General features: G+C 35.7%; 16 protein-coding genes and 1 tRNA gene. 7 read left to right on the top strand and 10 right to left on the bottom strand.

The window, feature by feature from the left end:
* The 4 genes from AC000W_RS13860 to AC000W_RS13845 are packed head-to-tail and all read right to left on the bottom strand — an operon-like array spanning position 1 to position 2,687.
* Entirely contained in the window at positions 1–822 is an 822-nt protein-coding gene (locus AC000W_RS13860; RefSeq protein ID WP_474749134.1) for a sialate O-acetylesterase, read from the bottom strand.
* A 10-nt stretch (positions 823–832) separates the two neighbouring features.
* Complete coding sequence (locus tag AC000W_RS13855) at positions 833–1,963, bottom strand: serine hydrolase (RefSeq protein ID WP_474749132.1); 1,131 nt, start codon at positions 1,961–1,963, stop codon at positions 833–835.
* A 16-nt stretch (positions 1,964–1,979) separates the two neighbouring features.
* Positions 1,980–2,219, bottom strand: a complete 240-nt coding sequence (locus AC000W_RS13850) for a hypothetical protein (RefSeq protein ID WP_474749131.1) — start codon at positions 2,217–2,219, stop codon at positions 1,980–1,982.
* Positions 2,220–2,231: 12 nt separating this feature from the next.
* The gene (locus AC000W_RS13845; protein ID WP_474749129.1) at positions 2,232–2,687 is read right to left on the bottom strand and encodes an SRPBCC family protein; all 456 of its coding nucleotides are present in this window, start codon (positions 2,685–2,687) and stop codon (positions 2,232–2,234) included.
* Positions 2,688–2,870: 183 nt separating this feature from the next.
* On the opposite strand from AC000W_RS13845, the gene AC000W_RS13840 reads away from it, so the two are divergent.
* The 7 genes from AC000W_RS13840 to AC000W_RS13810 all read left to right on the top strand — a co-directional run bounded on the left by AC000W_RS13840 (position 2,871) and on the right by AC000W_RS13810 (position 10,473).
* Entirely contained in the window at positions 2,871–3,695 is an 825-nt protein-coding gene (locus AC000W_RS13840) for a peptidyl-prolyl cis-trans isomerase (RefSeq protein WP_476658684.1), read from the top strand.
* Entirely contained in the window at positions 3,679–5,130 is a 1,452-nt protein-coding gene (locus AC000W_RS13835; protein WP_474749127.1) for a peptidylprolyl isomerase, read from the top strand. Before AC000W_RS13840 ends, AC000W_RS13835 begins: the two co-directional genes overlap by 17 nt.
* 3 nt (positions 5,131–5,133) lie before the next feature.
* Complete coding sequence (locus AC000W_RS13830; RefSeq protein WP_474749125.1) at positions 5,134–6,087, top strand: AAA family ATPase; 954 nt, start codon at positions 5,134–5,136, stop codon at positions 6,085–6,087.
* 114 nt (positions 6,088–6,201) lie between these two features.
* Positions 6,202–8,466 (top strand): aconitate hydratase, encoded by a 2,265-nt coding sequence (locus AC000W_RS13825; protein WP_474749124.1) that lies wholly within the window; start codon positions 6,202–6,204, stop codon positions 8,464–8,466.
* Between the two features lie 77 nt (positions 8,467–8,543).
* The gene (locus AC000W_RS13820) at positions 8,544–9,107 is read left to right on the top strand and encodes a TlpA family protein disulfide reductase (protein WP_474749122.1); all 564 of its coding nucleotides are present in this window, start codon (positions 8,544–8,546) and stop codon (positions 9,105–9,107) included.
* Entirely contained in the window at positions 9,107–9,664 is a 558-nt protein-coding gene (locus AC000W_RS13815; protein ID WP_474749120.1) for a redoxin family protein, read from the top strand. The genes AC000W_RS13820 and AC000W_RS13815 overlap by 1 nt, the downstream gene beginning before the upstream one ends.
* A 92-nt stretch (positions 9,665–9,756) precedes the next feature.
* Positions 9,757–10,473 carry a 3-keto-disaccharide hydrolase gene (locus tag AC000W_RS13810; RefSeq protein ID WP_474749119.1) on the top strand — a complete coding sequence of 239 codons (717 nt, stop codon included), beginning with the start codon at positions 9,757–9,759 and terminating at the stop codon, positions 10,471–10,473.
* A gap of 1 nt (position 10,474) precedes the next feature.
* Here AC000W_RS13810 and AC000W_RS13805 read toward each other — a convergent pair whose 3' ends face one another.
* From AC000W_RS13805 to AC000W_RS13780, 6 genes are all read right to left on the bottom strand, one after another.
* Entirely contained in the window at positions 10,475–11,725 is a 1,251-nt protein-coding gene (locus AC000W_RS13805; protein WP_474749117.1) for an NAD(P)/FAD-dependent oxidoreductase, read from the bottom strand.
* 59 nt (positions 11,726–11,784) lie between these two features.
* A complete protein-coding gene (locus AC000W_RS13800; protein ID WP_474749116.1) occupies positions 11,785–12,786 on the bottom strand; it encodes a 4-hydroxyproline epimerase in 1,002 nt (333 codons plus the stop codon).
* Positions 12,779–14,506 carry a DUF885 domain-containing protein gene (locus AC000W_RS13795; protein ID WP_474749114.1) on the bottom strand — a complete coding sequence of 576 codons (1,728 nt, stop codon included), beginning with the start codon at positions 14,504–14,506 and terminating at the stop codon, positions 12,779–12,781. The genes AC000W_RS13800 and AC000W_RS13795 overlap by 8 nt, the downstream gene beginning before the upstream one ends.
* Before the next feature lie 16 nt (positions 14,507–14,522).
* Positions 14,523–16,103 (bottom strand): aldehyde dehydrogenase (NADP(+)), encoded by a 1,581-nt coding sequence (locus AC000W_RS13790; RefSeq protein WP_474749113.1) that lies wholly within the window; start codon positions 16,101–16,103, stop codon positions 14,523–14,525.
* Positions 16,104–16,140: 37 nt separating this feature from the next.
* Complete coding sequence (locus tag AC000W_RS13785; RefSeq protein WP_474749112.1) at positions 16,141–17,055, bottom strand: dihydrodipicolinate synthase family protein; 915 nt, start codon at positions 17,053–17,055, stop codon at positions 16,141–16,143.
* 111 nt (positions 17,056–17,166) lie between these two features.
* A tRNA-Leu gene (locus tag AC000W_RS13780) sits at positions 17,167–17,250 on the bottom strand.
* Positions 17,251–17,359: the final 109 nt, after the last annotated feature.

The following is a 17,359-nucleotide window of genomic DNA, read 5'->3' as shown; positions in this document are numbered from 1 at the left end:
TTATTCGATACTTTTTAAATAGGCTTCGGCATAACGCTGTCCCATTGTTCTGAAACTTTCTGTACTAAAGTGAATTTTATCACCCTTGTCTGGTAAATCTGATAGTTTTACTACACTTGTATTTGAATCTGTGGATGGAAAGTCATGTATAATTCTATTAATTGCTCCCCATTCTTTTGGAGTTTCCGAATAACCACCTAATTCACCCAATAGTATTGGCAAAGAATCATTACCGATAGTAGTTCTAAAAGTTTTGAATAAAGAGGATAGTTTGTCTTTGTAATTGGGAATGTCCTGATTATTGGCATCACTTTCCCCTTGATGCCATAAAATGGATTTAATTTCTCCATACTTTTTTCCTAGAGCTGCTTTTTTCTTAAAGTTGGTCAATAATTTAACATCACGATGGATGGAATCATTTATCCATTGGCTTACGGAGCTTCCACCCACTGCTGTGGGTAAAATCAATAAAGAAATGCTATCAGGAATTTGCTTTAAAAGTGTTTTTCCAAATGAAAGGCCACAATCCAATCCAACTAAATTATCCTCATAAAAATGTAAAGGTTCTTTAGCAAACACTAACTCATCTTTAGGATTAATAGACAGTATTCTAGGATTGGGAACAGTATCCTGTGGAGCAACTATACCTCGCCCAGCCATGTTAGACTGCCCAGCCATTATAAAAACCCATACATTTTCTTTATTGGGAATATTCTTTACCATTTCTACTGATTTTGGAAAATTAATTTTTTTGTCATCCTTTTTGGTTTCATTACAAGAAATGAGAAGAATAAATGCAAGTAATAATATTGTTTTTTTCAAGTTGATAGGTTTATTTGGTTAATTCAAGTTCATATAATTCCCTGCCTAATTGCGCTAAAAATGGAATGCCAACTTCTTCAAATTCATAAGTGTTGTCATTAAAAATACCATTTTTGTTCACCAAAAGGGTAGTGGTTAATAAAAATTCTACATTGTTTTTGGAATCATTTATATAGGCACAATCAGTTAAAGTACCATAAGCATAGCCTACCTTGTTGTAAATTTTAATATAATCTGGAATGTTCCCTTTGGTATCACCATAAATAAAGAATTTTCCATAACTGTCATAATAAGTACCAACATCATATCCAACATCTTTGGGTAGGCTTGACATTGACGTTAATAAAAACTCACGTTGAGAATCACTAATTTTAAATTGCTTATCGACATTATATTTTTCAGGGAAAATCACACGCTTTAATGTGGCATGCTGGGCATCAATGGGGTAGTAATTTTTAAGACTCATATCAAAAGGTTTGTTAATTAGAATATTTTCATCTATAAATCCTATTCCTTTTAGAACGCCTTTTATTTCTAATGGGGTAGCTGATGTGTTGATGATGGGATCGCTTGTTGCCGTAGTGCTATCATTTAAATAAATGACCAAAGGTTTGGTGGTAATATCATACGCATTGTCCGTGGATAAACGATGAGAAATACGCACTCCTTGAATTCCTTTTTCATTGAGTTTTTGATTGATTTCATTCTGACCCAAAAATTCTACCAATCTATTATTGGCTTCATTATCACTTACTGCAAAAATTTTGGTAATCTCTTTGGAAATGGTTGTTTCAATAGTATCGCCTTCCACATAAAAACGGGTATTCATGTTCAATGAATCAACTCTATTGAGTTTTTCCAGAGCCAATACACTAATTGGAAACTTTACCGTACTTGCTGGATAAAAATAGTTGTTGCTGTCTACCTGGAAATCATAGTCCTTAAAGAATATACTATCATCTCTACGTTCAATTTGAGTGTATCTTATTTGCACCTCATGTTGAGCAATGCTATCCACAACCCTTTTAATTCTTAAGTCATTGGATGCCAAAACTGTTTCCAAAGGATTTTTTGAAGTACTAGTTCTACAGGATGCCCATAAAAGACTAAATCCAAAAAGAAAGAATATGGTTTTTTTCAAGCTTAGTGTGGTTAGGTCAATTCTTATATACTTCGCCTCTGTGTGGTTTTAGGGAATCTCGTACTGTAATCATTTGTTGTTCATTTACAACCATATATGCAATGCTGTGCATATCACTTAAGTCATTACAACCTGTTAGTTCGCATTCCAGTTTTTCTAAACTAATATATTCTTTTAAATGTTTTTCATGGTGTAGAGCTGTCATGCTTGCAGTTGGTCCCTTAAAATCCCATATTAATTTTATTTTTCTATTCAAGTTTGCTATTTTTTAGGAATTAGAAACAGATATTCCTTTTTCAGCAAAGTTCTTAAAATCTTCGGCATATTTACAGGATTGTTTTTTAAAAGCCCCAGGCATAAGAAATGCCATAGCTTTCATCATAAAGCTAGAGAATTGAAATTCACTTTCAGAAATCCATTTTGTGGTATTCTCATCTACCTCTTCAAAATAATTTTTTTGAATATTGTGCACACCTTTGGTATCGTATGTTGCATGGAACTCATTGGGGAAACCCCTTTTGATAATGGTTTCAATTAATGACATTTCTCTCTTGCCCATTTTATAATTTAAACTCATTCTTGCGCCTTCCTGTCCGGCTTCTCCAGATAACAACTCATATTTCACCAATCCACGTTGCCAGTGCTTCATATTATCGGCATTATCCAATTTTTCAACAAATTCTTCTCTAGGCAGATTTATTAAAATTTCTGTAGTGTATTTCATTTTGCCCCTTATTTCTTACTAATTTAATAAATTAAGCATTGTTTAGGTGCTAAAAATGTGTTAATCCCTTATTTTATCCCTTGTGCAAGATAATGTAATTGCTATTTTTGCGGGATGCAATTTTTCAAAAGAAAGAGACATAGTTCCCTATTGGCTTTATTTTCCATTATGTGGATGGTTCTTATGGGATCATGTAGTTCTTTTTTTAGAAAGGAACCAGAAAGAGAACCTTTGGCCCGTGTTGGTGAAACGTATCTTTATAAAGAAGATGTGCAAGCACTATTAAATACTAATATGTCCAAAGCAGATAGTGCATCATTTGTAACCAATTACATTAATAACTGGGCGGCCAAGCAATTATTGATGACCAAAGCTAAAATTAACTTACCAGAAGAAAAATTAGTGGAGTACGATCGTTTAGTGAATAATTACAGGAGCGATTTATATACTAGGGCCTATAAAGAAGCATTGGTCTTACAAGCTCAGGATACTGCAATTAGCTCATCAGAGCTGCAAAGTTTTTACGAAAAGGAGAAAGAGAATTTTAAGTTGAAGGAGAAAATTATAAGACTTAGGTTTATAGAGCTACCATTACAGTTTTTGGATAAAAACATAGTTGTCCAAAAATTAAAGGATTTTGAAGAGGATGATATTACATATTTGGATTCAATTGGGGTACAATTTAGGAAATTGAATTTTAATGATTCTCTTTGGGTAGCTTCTTCCAGAGTCATAGATGAGATACCTCCATTGACCTATGAAAACGAGAAGCGATACTTAAAAAAATCACAATTTTTTGAATTGCAGGATTCATTAGGGGTATATTTGGCAAAGGTTAATGATGTTTTGGAAGTAAATGATATTGCTCCGTTGCAATATATAGAACCCACTATTAAACAAGTCCTTTTGAACAGAAGAAAGCTGGAATACGGAAGGAAACTGGAAACCGAAATTATTGATGAAGCTATTAAAGAAAAAGAATTTGAAGTATATGAAAAAGACAAATAAAACCATCATATATCTCCTGGGGATATTTTGTACCACTCTTGGTTTTTCTCAAGAAACCAATGTAATGCCTGACACACAGGTTGAACCAGACGACGTGGTTGTAGAAGAAAAAGGAAATTTTAAAAAAGACTCCACCAATAATTTTAAAAAGGTAAAATTAGACGGTATTGCATCTGTTGTTGGGGATTATGTAATATTGGATTCTGATATAGAAAAGACATTGATTGATCTTAAAAGCCAAGGAGTGTCAACTGAAGATATTACCCATTGTAGTCTTTTGGGTAAGTTAATGGAAGACCGTTTATACGCTCATCAAGCTGTACAGGATAGTATTCTTGTGTCTGATGATGAAGTGAATGCCACAAGTGATAGACAAATACAGGGTTTAGTAGCACAAATTGGCTCCATGGAAAAAGTACTTAAGTTCTATAAAAAGGAAGATGCTGAAAGTTTTAGGGAAGAACTATATAAAATTAATAAGTTGAGAATGCTTTCTGAAAAAATGCAGTCAAAAATTGTTGGGGAAATTCAGGTTACTCCAGAAGAAATTAGACAGTTTTTTAGTAAAATTCCAGAAGATGAAAGGCCAATGATCGGTGCAGAATTGGAAATTTCTCAGATTGTAAAAACCCCTAAAGCAACAGAAGAGGAAAAACAAAAGGTAATAGATAGATTAAACACCATTAGAGCAGATGTGTTAGACAATGGTTCTAGTTTTAAGGTGAAAGCAATTTTATATACCCAAGACCCTGGGTCTAAGCCAAATGGTGGGTTTTATAGCATTACAAAGGAAACAGGTTTTGTAAAAGAATTTAAAGATGTTGCATTTAGCCTTAATGAAGGGGAAATTTCTGAACCTTTTGAAACCATTTTTGGGTATCATATTATATATGTGGAAAAAATAAGAGGGCAAGAAAGAGATATTCGTCATATATTAATGTCCCCAGAAGTACCACAAAATGCAATTGATGAAGCTAAGAGAGAATTGGATAGTATTCGTCAAAGTGTACTAGATGGTAGATTTACGTTTGCGGAGGCTGCACTTAATTTTTCCGATGAAAAAGAAACCAAATTTGATGGAGGTGTCTTGCGTAACCCTAGTGATTTTAGCGCTCGCTTTGAATTAACGAAAATGGACCCAACATTGTACAACCAAGTAAGAAATTTAATGGACAATGAAATTTCCAGACCTATTATGGAGCAAGATGAAAGGGGAGCAGGAGTAAAATATAAAATCCTCAAAATTTCTAATAGATACGACGAGCATAAAGCGGATTTTGCTCAAGATTACCTAAAAATTCAAGAGCTGGCACTTAGGGAAAAACAGTTCAATACCATTAAAGAATGGATGGATGAGCATATAAAAGACACCTACATTAGTGTAAATGATGCTAACAAGGATTGTGATTTTGCTAATAATTGGGTAAAGAAATAGTATATGTCAGACGTTACTGCTATTGAAAACCTGGTTAAAAAACATGTGTCCTTAAAGCAAGAGATAGCTAAGGTAATTGTTGGTCAGAATGAGGTAGTGGATCAAATATTGTTATCCATTTATACAGGAGGTCATTCACTTCTTATAGGAGTACCGGGTTTGGCAAAAACCTTAATGGTAAATACTATTGCACAGACTTTAGGGTTAGATTTTAAACGCATTCAGTTTACTCCAGATTTAATGCCCAGTGATATTCTTGGAAGTGAGGTTTTAGATCAGAACAGAAATTTTAAATTCATCAAAGGGCCTATTTTTTCCAATATTATCCTTGCGGACGAAATCAACAGAACACCACCTAAAACACAGGCAGCTTTATTGGAGGCAATGCAAGAACGTGCCGTGACTATTGCTGGCCAACAATTTAAGTTAGAACTTCCTTATTTTGTTTTGGCAACGCAGAATCCCATAGAGCAAGAAGGAACCTATCCTTTACCAGAGGCACAGTTGGATCGTTTTATGTTTGCTATTGAGCTAAAATACCCATCTATAGATGAAGAAATAGAAGTAGTTAAAAAAACAACTTCAGACAATGTAGTTCAGGTGAAATCTTTGTTCAATGCAAAAGAGATTATTGATGTTCAGCATTTGGTACGTAGAATACCTGTGCCAGATAATGTGGTATCCTATGCTGTAAATATAGTTAATAGTACCCGTCCTAATTTAACTACTGCTTCGGATTTTGTAAAGCAGTATATAGATTGGGGAGCGGGACCAAGAGCATCACAAAATTTAGTTTTGGGAGCAAAGGCGCATGCGGCCATTCAAGGAAAATTTTCACCTGATATTGAGGATGTTAAAGCTGTGGCTATGGGAATCCTAAGACATAGAATTATTAAAAATTATAAGGCAGAAGCAGAAGGAATATCAGAAGAAGATATTATTACAAAATTGCTTTAAGATTCTATTAGCTTTTCTTCTTTAAAATTGCCATATTACCATATCAAATTATTTTATTTGCACTACGGATTTTCTTAAATTTGTAGAATTACTCAAAACTTAAAAGACTAAATAATGGCATTTGACATTGATATGATTAAAAAGGTATATGCCAACATGGCTGAGCGAGTTGACAAGGCACGTGAGGTGGTTGGAAAACCTTTGACTCTTTCAGAGAAGATTTTATATTCACATTTATGGGACGGTAAAGCGACTAAAGCTTTTAATAGAGGAAAAGATTATGTAGATTTTGCGCCAGACCGTATTGCATGTCAAGATGCTACTGCCCAAATGGCCTTGTTGCAATTTATGCAAGCAGGGAAATCTAAAGTAGCTGTGCCAACTACCGTTCATTGCGATCACTTGATTCAGGCTAAAATAGGCGCTGATAAAGATTTACAAAATGCGATAAATACAAGTAGCGAGGTTTTTAATTTCTTGGCTTCTGTATCAGATAAATACGGAATCGGTTTTTGGAAACCAGGTGCTGGGATTATCCACCAAGTAGTATTAGAAAACTACGCATTTCCTGGAGGAATGATGATTGGTACGGATTCCCATACTGTAAATGCAGGCGGATTGGGTATGGTTGCCATTGGTGTTGGTGGTGCAGATGCTGTGGATGTAATGGCAGGAATGGCTTGGGAACTAAAATTTCCTAAATTAATTGGGGTTAAACTAACAGGTAAATTATCAGGTTGGTCTGCTCCTAAAGATGTTATTTTAAAAGTTGCAGGTATCTTAACTGTAAAAGGAGGTACAGGTGCTATTGTTGAATATTTTGGAGAAGGTGCCAAATCTATGTCAGCTACAGGGAAAGGAACCATTTGTAATATGGGTGCAGAGATAGGAGCAACTACTTCAACCTTTGGCTATGATGCTTCTATGGAGCGTTATTTACGTGCTACGGGAAGAGATGGGGTAGCAGATGCAGCAAATAAAATTGCTCCGTATTTAACTGGTGATGATGAGGTATATGCAAACCCAGAGCAGTATTTTGATCAAGTAATCGAAATTAACCTTGATGAGTTAAAACCACATATTAATGGACCATTTACGCCAGATTTAGCTACTAAAGTTGGTGAAATGACTGAGAAGGCCAAAGCAAACGATTGGCCTTTAAAAGTGGACTGGGGATTAATAGGTTCTTGTACAAATTCTTCGTATGAAGATTTATCTAGAGCTGCATCTGTGGCAAAACAAGCAGTGGACAAGGGATTGGTAGCCAAGGCCGAATTTGGTATTAACCCTGGTTCTGAACAAGTTCGTTTTACTGCTGAAAGAGATGGTTTATTAGAGATTTTTGAAGATTTGGATGCTAAAATATTCACAAATGCCTGTGGACCATGTATTGGTCAGTGGGCTAGAGAAGGGGCAGACAAACAAGAGAAAAATACTATCATTCACTCTTTTAATAGAAACTTTTCTAAAAGAGCGGATGGTAACCCTAATACACATGCTTTTGTAGCATCACCAGAAATGGTTGCGGCAGTAGCAATTTCTGGAAGATTGGACTTTAACCCTCTAACCGATAAGCTAATCAACAAAAATGGGGAGGAAATAATGTTGGAAGAACCAACGGGAATGGAATTACCACCTAAAGGATTTGATGTTGAAGATGCAGGTTTTGTAGCTCCAATGGAAGATGGTAGTGGGGTACAAGTTGTTGTTTCTCCAACTTCAGAAAGGTTACAGTTATTGGAATCTTTTCAACCTATAGGGTCAAAAATTGAAGGAGCTAAGTTGTTAATAAAAGCATTTGGAAAATGTACAACGGACCACATTTCTATGGCTGGACCATGGTTGCGTTTCCGTGGGCATTTGGATAATATCTCTAACAACTGTTTAATTGGTGCTGTTAATGCTTTTGGCATGGCAACCAATAAAGTTAAAAATCAACTAACTGGAGAATTTGCTCCTGTGCCAGATACCGCTCGTGCATATAAAGCAGCAGGGGTTAAGTCTATTGTTGTGGGTGACCATAACTATGGGGAAGGTTCTTCTCGTGAACATGCTGCTATGGAGCCTCGTCATTTGGGAGTGGCTGCTGTGATTGTAAAATCATTTGCTCGTATCCATGAAACAAATCTTAAAAAGCAGGGAATGCTTGGGTTGACTTTTGCTAATGAAACGGATTATGATTTAATTCAGGAAGATGATACCTTCAACTTTATAGATTTAAATGAATTTGCTCCAGGTAAGCAATTAACTTTAGAAGTTATTCATGCGGATGGTTCTGTGGATACCATTATGTTGAATCATACCTATAATGAACCTCAAATAGAATGGTTTAAGGAAGGTTCTGCTCTTAATGTAATCAAGAAAGAGAACGCAGCTTAGACTAAGTATAAAATAAGTAATCAAAACTCCCGAAATTCTTCGGGAGTTTTTTAGTTTTGGGGAAACCTAAATTTTAAATGAAACTTAAAAGGAAAACATTTTTTAACATACTCCTTATTGCTTTTGTCCTGTCCTTTTTTGTTACTCCTCTGGGATTCTATGCCAAGGTTTTATTGCATAGATTGTTTGCACCTAGCCCTACAGTCATTGCAGAAAACAAACGAGAGAAAATTACAGATTACGATTGGAGGTTGAAAGATGCAGATTGGAATTTCTTCAATTTTGAACAATCAAAGGGGAAAGTTATATTTATCAATCTCTGGGCTTCTTGGAAACTGCCTTCTTTTGCAGAACTCAGAAGCATTCAAAAACTATATAATACGTATGGGAACAAGGTGGATTTCTATATCATTACCAATGAACTTAGGGAGCCTGTAGAAACTTTTATGGAAAAGCATGGGTTTACATTTCCTGTCACCTATCTTATTATTGGTGATAAAATGCCCATAGATTCTGCGGTTGTTCCATCATCCTATCTAATCGATAAAAAGGGGGGCATTGTAATTTATGAAAAAGAGATTGCTAGTTGGGATAGGAGTAAAATACACAAATTGATTGATGATTTGATTTCTGAAAGGTAATGAAACTGGAAAAGAAACAAATTGTAAATGGATTGCTCATTCTTGGGGTAATACTTTTTCTTTTTACGCCCATTGGTTTTAAAGCAAAAGTGTATTTAAATAGATTTCTAGCAGGAAGTGCGACTACTTTAAAGGAAGAAATGCAGGTTCCATTGGACACTTACCAATGGCAATTAACAGATTTGGATGGAAAAAAAATCAGTTTTGAGGATGAAAAGGGCAAAGTGATTTTTGTGAATTTTTGGGCAACATGGTGCCCACCTTGTGTGGCCGAAATGCCTAGTATACAAGAATTATATAATGACTACGGTGATAAAGTGAGTTTTGTTATGGTAGCTGAGGATAGAATAGAAAAGGTTAAAAATTTTGTTGCTAAAAAAAAGTATAGTTTTCCCGTTTATTTTGCTAGAAATAGGGCACCAGATGTATTGGAGTCAAAAGTGATTCCAACAACTTATGTAATTAATAAAGAAGGGCATATTGTAATTGCAGAGACTGGCGCTGCAAATTGGAATAGTGATAAAACCAGAATATTGCTAGATGTACTATTAAAATGATGCTATTAAATTCATTAGGTAAATCCATTTTTTTTGGATAAATTGATGTTAATATGACTAACCGCATACCAATTAATAATATTGAATGAAAAATGAAAAAACTAACAACACTTTTATGTGTATCAGTATTGGTCTTTGCATGTAAAGTGGCAAAGAAAGTAAAAGTAGATGATGTAGTATCTGAAGAAGTAGTGTCAGAATCCAATGAATGGGTTTCCTTAATGGATGCTGCGCTTTGGCGTGGCTATAATATGGACCATTTACCAGATAATTGGAAAATCTCCGATGGTGTTATAGAATGCTTTGGTAAGGCTGGTGATATGGGCGGCGACATTATTTCCACAAAACAATATGATAATTTTGAATTGAGCTTGGAATGGAAAATTAGTGAAGGTGGCAATAGCGGTATTTTTTACCATGTTGTGGAAGACACTATTTATCATTCTCCATACCAAACAGCTCCGGAGTATCAAATTTTGGATGATGTGGGCTTTCCAGAACCATTAGAGAACTGGCAAAAAACAGGCGTTAATTATGCCATGCATTTAGCTAATGACAAAAAAGTTTTGAAACCAGTTGGGGAGTGGAACACTACCAAAATAAGTTTTAACAATGGAAAAGTAGAACATTGGCTCAATGGCGCTAAGATTGTAGAGTTTGATAAGTTTACTGAAGATTGGAACACCAAAAGGAATAGTGGTAAATGGAACGATTATCCTGACTATGGAAAGACCAATAGCGGCTATTTGGCATTGCAAGATCATGGTGCTGGTGTCTGGTTTAGAAATGTAAAAGTGAGAGAATTATAAATTAGAACTTTCGTTCTGGATAAAAACCGTCTATGTTCATAGATGGTTTTTTGTTTGTAATCACTTCAGAAATTAATTTTCCTGTTGCTGGCCCTAAGCTCCATCCCATCATGGCATGACCTGTGGCGATACTCAGATTTTTATATTTAGATGTTCTACCAATATAGGGCAAGCCATCTGGGGAAACTGGCCGGAGGCCACATTGTGCCCCTGCTTTTTCATCTTCGGTTATTATTAAATCCTTATAATAGGCACTTGCTGCCTTTGCGATTGCTTCAACACGTTCTTTCCTAATTTTATTATTGATACCAGAAAGTTCCATAGTGCCTGCAAAACGAGTAAAACCTCTCATGGGTGTGACCGCACACTTGGCTTCCATTAAAACTGCAGGCAGTTTTACAGGGGTTTCTCTAGGTACATTAATTCGATATCCCTTTCCAGGTTGTACAGAAATATTCAAGTTTAATTTTTTGGATAGATTTTGACTCCACGAACCTGAGGCTAAAACCATCTCTTCTGCAGCATATATGCCTTTGTTAGTTATTACTTCTTTTATGTAATTGTTGTTTAAATTAAAATCTATAACTTTTTCATTGGTTTTAAAAACTACGCCCTTTGCTTTTAAATAGGTTTTCAATTTTTCCATAATCTCCGTCGGTGTTGTATGAGCATCACACTCATAATGTACCGCTCCAATAATTTCATCACTTAGATTAGGCTGTAGTTGGTCTAGCTCTTTCAATGTTAGTTCTTTTACTTCTAAACCTATATCCTTTGCTCTTTTGGCAACTTCTTTTTCATGGCTCCCTTCTTTTTGAGTTTTGTAGAGCATTAACAATCCATTTTTATCCAATTGAAATTCACCCAATTCACTAGAATCATATAAATCGGTATACAATTCTTTGCTTAAAAGATTAATATCCTTAATCAAAGGAATGGCTTTTTCTACATTGGCTTTGGAAGAGGATTTATTAAAGTTCCATGCCCATTTAATAAAATCCATATCCAATCTTGGTTTCATATAAAATGGACTGCTACTATTGAACATCCATTTAATACCTTTTGCCATCATCCCTGGTGATGCTAAAGGAATAATATGACTGGGGGTTAAATAACCTGCATTTACATAAGAAGCACCATCGTTTAAATTGGACTTATCAATAACAGTAATTTCAAACCCTTCCTTCAATAAGTAGTAGGCACAACTTAAGCCTACAATTCCACCTCCTACAATGATAATATGTTTATTCATATATTTTTACTTTAATGAGATATTGAAACAAGTTCAATATAATTTGATGTTCTTTGGCATCAAATTACTTGGAACCCTTTAGCATAAGGGTCTTCCTCATCAATTAATATGTTGTTATAACCATATATTCTTGCCCAACCTTCAATACTGGGTACAATAGCCTTTTTTCCTCCAATAGTTGTTTCTTCCTCAATACGGCCTATAAATTGACTCCCAATAATGCTTTCATGTATAAACTCATCATCTTTTTTAAGCATTCCTTTTGCATGCCATTGGGCCATACGTGCTGAGGTTCCTGTGCCACATGGGGAACGGTCCAAAGCTTTGTCTCCATAAAATACAGCATTCCGAGCTGTAGCATTTGGAGATATGGTTTTTCCTGTCCATAGAATATGGCTTAGGCCTTTAATGGTCTCATCTTCCGGATGTGTAAAAGAATGCGTTGCATTAATGTTGTCTCTTAGTACCCGGCTCCAACCAATTAATTGTTCCGCTTTATAATGTTCCAAGCCCTTAAAATTTTCCTGTACATCTACAATGGCGTAAAAATTCCCCCCATAGGAAACATCAACAATAATTTTACCTAAATCAGGACAATCAACTTCAATATTTTCTTGTGCCAGATATGACTTTACATTAGTGAGCCTTACCGATGTTACTTTTTTTCCTTCTTGGGTATACCTTATTTTCACCAATCCGGCAGGAGCTTCCATCCGAAGTTCTCCTTTCTTTTTAGGATGGATAAGGCCTTCTTCCAAGGCAATAGTTACTGTGCCAATGGTTCCGTGCCCACACATAGGTAAGCAACCACTAGTTTCAATAAATAATACTCCAAAATCATTTTCTGGGTTAGATGGCGGGTACAGAATACTCCCACTCATCATGTCATGTCCACGAGGCTCAAACATCAATCCTTTTCGTATCCAATCATACTCCTTTAAAAAATGCTGTCTTTTTTCACTCATGCTTTTCCCCACAAGATTGGGGCCACCCATTTTCACTAATCTGACAGGGTTTCCACAGGTATGTGCATCAATACAACTAAAGGTGTAGCTACTCATCTTTTGTTTTGGCTATATAGGCGTTGATTCTATTCTCTAAGGTGGCAAGAGTTACTGTGCCTTGTTCCAAAACTACCTCATGAAATGCTCTAATATCAAATTTACTACCTAGTTCTTCTTTTGCTTTTTTACGTAGTTCCCTAATTTTTAACTCACCCATTTTATAGGAAAGAGCTTGCCCAGGCCAAGAAATGTACCTATCTGTTTCTGTATTTATTTCATGCAGTGATAATGCGGAGTTAGAAGCCATATAGTCAACAACTTGTTCTCTTGTCCAACCTTTAGCATGTATTCCTGTATCAACAACAAGTCTACAAGCTCTCCACATCTCATAAGTTAGTTTACCAAAATGCTCGTATGGTGTTGTGTACATACCCATTTCTTCTGCTAAAAATTCACTATAAAGCCCCCAACCTTCTCCATATGCGGATAAGTAGAGATTTTTTCTGAATTGGGGAATACTATCTCCTAATTCTGAATTTAAAGCACCCTGCAAATGATGCCCTGGGACAGCCTCGTGAACGGTCAAAGAAGGAAGTGTATACAAAGTTCTACTGGGCAAGTCATATGTGTTTACCCAATAATAACCTGGGTCAGTGCTTGTTGCACTGGTCCCCACATATCTCCCCCCAGTATACTTTGGTGCTATTGCATCTGGCACAGGAGCTACTCCATATGGTTTCCTAGGAAGTGTTTTAAAGAATTTTGGGAGTTGGGCATCTACTCTTTTTGCCATATCCCTTGCAATCATTAATAGCTCTTTTGGGGTTTTTGCATAAAATTGTTCATCTGTTCTTAGGAATTCTAAAAAATCAGAAAAACTGCCTTTAAAATTTAGCTCATGGATTATTTTTTCCATTTCTGATTTAATACGAGCTACTTCAGTCAATCCAATTTTATGAATATCATCCGCCGTATATGTCGTGCTTGTAGTATAAAAATTAATTTTATTTTGATAGTATGCGGAGCCATTAGGGGTTTCTGAAACTCCAATGGTTTCCCTTGTATTAGGTAGATACTCTTCTTCAAAAAATGTTTTAATTCTTTTAAATTGAGGAATTACATTATTTTCAATAGCCAGTTTGGCAGCCGAAAGAACCGAATCCTTTTGTTCTGTTGTCAATGATTCGGGCAAATTTTTAAAGGGAGAATAGAAAAAGCTGTCTTCAAAATTATTGACAATATGAGTATTATAAGTCGACTCATACCCTTTGAAAATAATTTTGGGTTGAGATACCCCTTTTTTTAATCCTGCAGCAATATTTATTAGCTGTTGATCAACACAAACTGGTATAGCATTTAATTTTGATAAATATTCTTTGGTTTGCTCATAGTTGGTAAGCGGCCTAACCATATAGGGGAAACTTACATGAAATCCCGAATCTGAAAGTAAGGGGTTTAAATACTCTTCATATTCATAATAATTGATTTGATTTTGCAGCACAAATTTTAAAAGCTCTGCCGATATTTTTTCTGTTTCATTTAAATCATCAACTGGAATCCCAGTAAGTTTTTCTAAAATACTTTTGGCAAATTCAGCTCTCTTTTGGTAATGTTCCTTGGTATATAGACCCAATGGATATTCTTTTTCGTTGTATCCTTTATAGTCTTGATATTTATTTATGACTTGGGTCAATGAATCTCCTGAATCTGATTGATTGGAATGTTCATTTTTGCAACCAACACATACAATTAAAAACAACAACAGGAATTTCTTCATATACCAAATTTAAATTTTAAACACTGCCTTGAGAATATTCTCCATTCACTATTCTATAAATTTCCATAGGATTACTATTTTTTAGCTCATCCGGGAGTAGATCGTGTGGCCAATTTTGATAACATAAAGGTCTAACAAAACGTTTTATAGCTCCGGTTCCTACAGAAGTGAACCTACTATCTGTGGTCGATGGATAGGGCCCTCCGTGCTGCATGGATGGGCATACTTCTACACCAGTGGGCATGCCATTATGTATTAATCGTCCTACTTTTTCCTGTAAATGATTAATAAGTTTTGGATACTTGGAGAGTTCGTTATCATTGGCCATAAGAGTTGCAGTTAATTGCCCTTCAAGGCATTTAACGACTTGTAAAAGCTCATTTTCATCAGTACATTGAACAATCAATGAAAAAGGACCAAATACTTCTTTATGTAAGGTAGGGTTTTTTAAAAACACTTTTCCTTCAACTGTTGCCAATTGTGGTTCCACAAAATTAATTTCAGAAACTCCAGACGAATTAGTCAAAACTGAAATTTGGTCTTGTGATGTTACTTCAGATTGATTTTGTTCATAGGTGCGTTTAATATTTGGATGGAGCATGCATGAAGCATCCATATCTTGAAGTAGAGATGCTAATTCGTTGGATAAATTATCTAGCTCGCTGCTTTTTATACTTAAAATTAGGCCTGGATTGGTGCAAAATTGGCCAGCTCCCAATGTTATAGAACCTGCAAGATTTTTCGCAAGGGTTTCCGAGTTACTTTTAATAGCTTCAGGTAAAAGTAGAACTGGATTAATACTCCCCATTTCTGCAAAAACAGGAATAGGTTCTGGACGGCTATTGGCAATATCGAATAAAGCTTTGCCACCTCTAAAACTACCTGTGAAAACAACACATTTTATGTCTGAATGCTTTGTTAGTTCAACACCTACTTCAATACCGCTACTATTTAGGTTGGAAAAAACCCCGTTGGGCATTCCGGTTTTTTCGGCAGCTTTTATTATTGCTGAAGAAACTAACTCACCTGTGCCAGCATGCATTGGGTGCGATTTAACAATCACTGGGCAACCAGAAGCCAATGCTGAAGCTGTATCTCCTCCTGCGGTAGAGAAAGCTAATGGAAAATTACTAGCCCCAAAAACAACAATTGGACCTATTGGCACCATCATTTTGCGAATGTCTGCCTTAGGAAGTGGTTCTCTATTGGGTTGTGCGGTATCAATAGATGCTTCTACCCATGAACCATCTGCAACCAAATTTGCGAAAAGACGTAACTGCCCCATGGTTCTACCACGCTCACCTATGGCTCTACCTTCAGGTAAACCAGATTCTTGTGTGTAAGTGGTTATCAATTCATCTCCAAGAGCCAAAATTTCATCAGCGATAGTATTTAGAAAATCACTCTTTTTAGCACCACTGATGTTCTTGTACTCGTAAAAAGCTTTAGATGCCAAAGCAACGGCTTCGTTAATATCTTCTGAGGAAGCCTCATAAAATTCATAAGGATTTTCTGTGTTGCTTTTTGGATTAAATGTTTTAAATGGTTTTTTAGAACTGACTAGTTTATTGCCAATATAATTTTTTCCTGATATCATTTTTGTATGTGGTTTGTTGCTATTAAAAGTATTGTTTCTATATGGATTTATAATCGGGGAGGGAAGGTCTTGTTTTTAACCCTTTTTCAATAATTTCTAAAACTCTTTTCCTTTCTTCTCCTACCAATGGTAACCTGGGTGCCCTTACGTTTTCCGTACCAATTTCGGTATGTACTTCTGCCAGTTTAATATTCTGTACCAATTTGGTACTTACATCCAATTCTAACAATGGCAGAAACCAACGATTAATTTTAAGAGCCTCTTCAATTCTATTTGCTTTTATCAATTTGTAAATAGCAACTGTCTCACGCGGAAAAGCACAAACAAGACCAGCTACCCAACCATCGGCACCCATTAAAAGACTTTCCATTCCTAACGTGTCTACACCAGTAAGAATACTATATCTGTTACCAAATCTATTTCTAATTCTGGTAACATTGGAAATATCCCTAGTGGATTCTTTAACTGCTTGAATATTTTTGTATGAAGTTAGTTCATCCAACATACCCAAAGTAATTTCAATACCATAGTCAATGGGATTATTGTAAAGCATAATTGGAAGCCCTGTATTTTTTGCTATTTCAGAGAAATAAGTAACAGTTTCTCTATTATCTGCCTTGTATCTCATAGGCGGTAGTAGCATAAGTCCTTGTGCACCATCTTTTTCTGCTATATGTGCAGCTTCAATGGCACCTTTTGTAGTTTGCTCTGCAATATTTATGATTGTAGGAACTATTCCTTTCGCCAAGTTTAAAGTTTCTTTTACCAGTATACTTTTTTCTTCTGGGCTAAGGGTACTAGCCTCTCCCAATGTGCCTCCAAGAATAATTCCTTCTACACCTGCATCCAATTGTGCTTTTATATTGGTTTGGAACATGGCCAGGTCTAATTTATCGTTTTTGGTGAACTTTGTGGTAACTGCTGGCATAACACCTTTCCATTCTACACTCATAGGATTTCAATTAAAATAAGTTGAAGCCTAAAGATAAAGATTTACTGTAAAATGTACGGGAGAAATGAAGCTAGATTTATACAAGAAAAAAAAGAAGAAAGTACTTTATAGTGCGCACGAGAAGACTCGAACTTCCACGACCTAATGGCCACCAGCCCCTCAAGCTGGCGCGTCTACCAATTCCGCCACGTGCGCAATCTATCAGAAAGTAATATAAACAAAAAAAGTTAAGTACGTGACTTAACTTTTGTGACCTGGCTGGGGCTCGAACCCAGGACCCTCTCCTTAAAAGGGAGATGCTCTA

The organism is Saonia sp. (assembly GCF_056326165.1).
Note: the sequence above shows the minus strand (reverse complement) of the source record. Positions and strands in the feature narration are given on the sequence as shown.

What these genes read in the sequence shown, in the direction of transcription:
- AC000W_RS13845 (WP_474749129.1), bottom strand. Translation starts at nt 2,687, where the DNA reads ATGAAATACACTACAGAAATTTTAATAAATCTGCCTAGAGAAGAATTT.
- AC000W_RS13840 (WP_476658684.1), top strand. Translation starts at nt 2,871, where the DNA reads ATGGGATCATGTAGTTCTTTTTTTAGAAAGGAACCAGAAAGAGAACCT.
- AC000W_RS13835 (WP_474749127.1), top strand. Translation starts at nt 3,679, where the DNA reads ATGAAAAAGACAAATAAAACCATCATATATCTCCTGGGGATATTTTGT.
- AC000W_RS13830 (WP_474749125.1), top strand. Translation starts at nt 5,134, where the DNA reads ATGTCAGACGTTACTGCTATTGAAAACCTGGTTAAAAAACATGTGTCC.
- AC000W_RS13825 (WP_474749124.1), top strand. Translation starts at nt 6,202, where the DNA reads ATGGCATTTGACATTGATATGATTAAAAAGGTATATGCCAACATGGCT.
- AC000W_RS13820 (WP_474749122.1), top strand. Translation starts at nt 8,544, where the DNA reads ATGAAACTTAAAAGGAAAACATTTTTTAACATACTCCTTATTGCTTTT.
- AC000W_RS13815 (WP_474749120.1), top strand. Translation starts at nt 9,107, where the DNA reads ATGAAACTGGAAAAGAAACAAATTGTAAATGGATTGCTCATTCTTGGG.
- AC000W_RS13810 (WP_474749119.1), top strand. Translation starts at nt 9,757, where the DNA reads ATGAAAAAACTAACAACACTTTTATGTGTATCAGTATTGGTCTTTGCA.
- AC000W_RS13805 (WP_474749117.1), bottom strand. Translation starts at nt 11,725, where the DNA reads ATGAATAAACATATTATCATTGTAGGAGGTGGAATTGTAGGCTTAAGT.
- AC000W_RS13800 (WP_474749116.1), bottom strand. Translation starts at nt 12,786, where the DNA reads ATGAGTAGCTACACCTTTAGTTGTATTGATGCACATACCTGTGGAAAC.
- AC000W_RS13795 (WP_474749114.1), bottom strand. Translation starts at nt 14,506, where the DNA reads ATGAAGAAATTCCTGTTGTTGTTTTTAATTGTATGTGTTGGTTGCAAA.
- AC000W_RS13790 (WP_474749113.1), bottom strand. Translation starts at nt 16,103, where the DNA reads ATGATATCAGGAAAAAATTATATTGGCAATAAACTAGTCAGTTCTAAA.
- AC000W_RS13785 (WP_474749112.1), bottom strand. Translation starts at nt 17,055, where the DNA reads ATGAGTGTAGAATGGAAAGGTGTTATGCCAGCAGTTACCACAAAGTTC.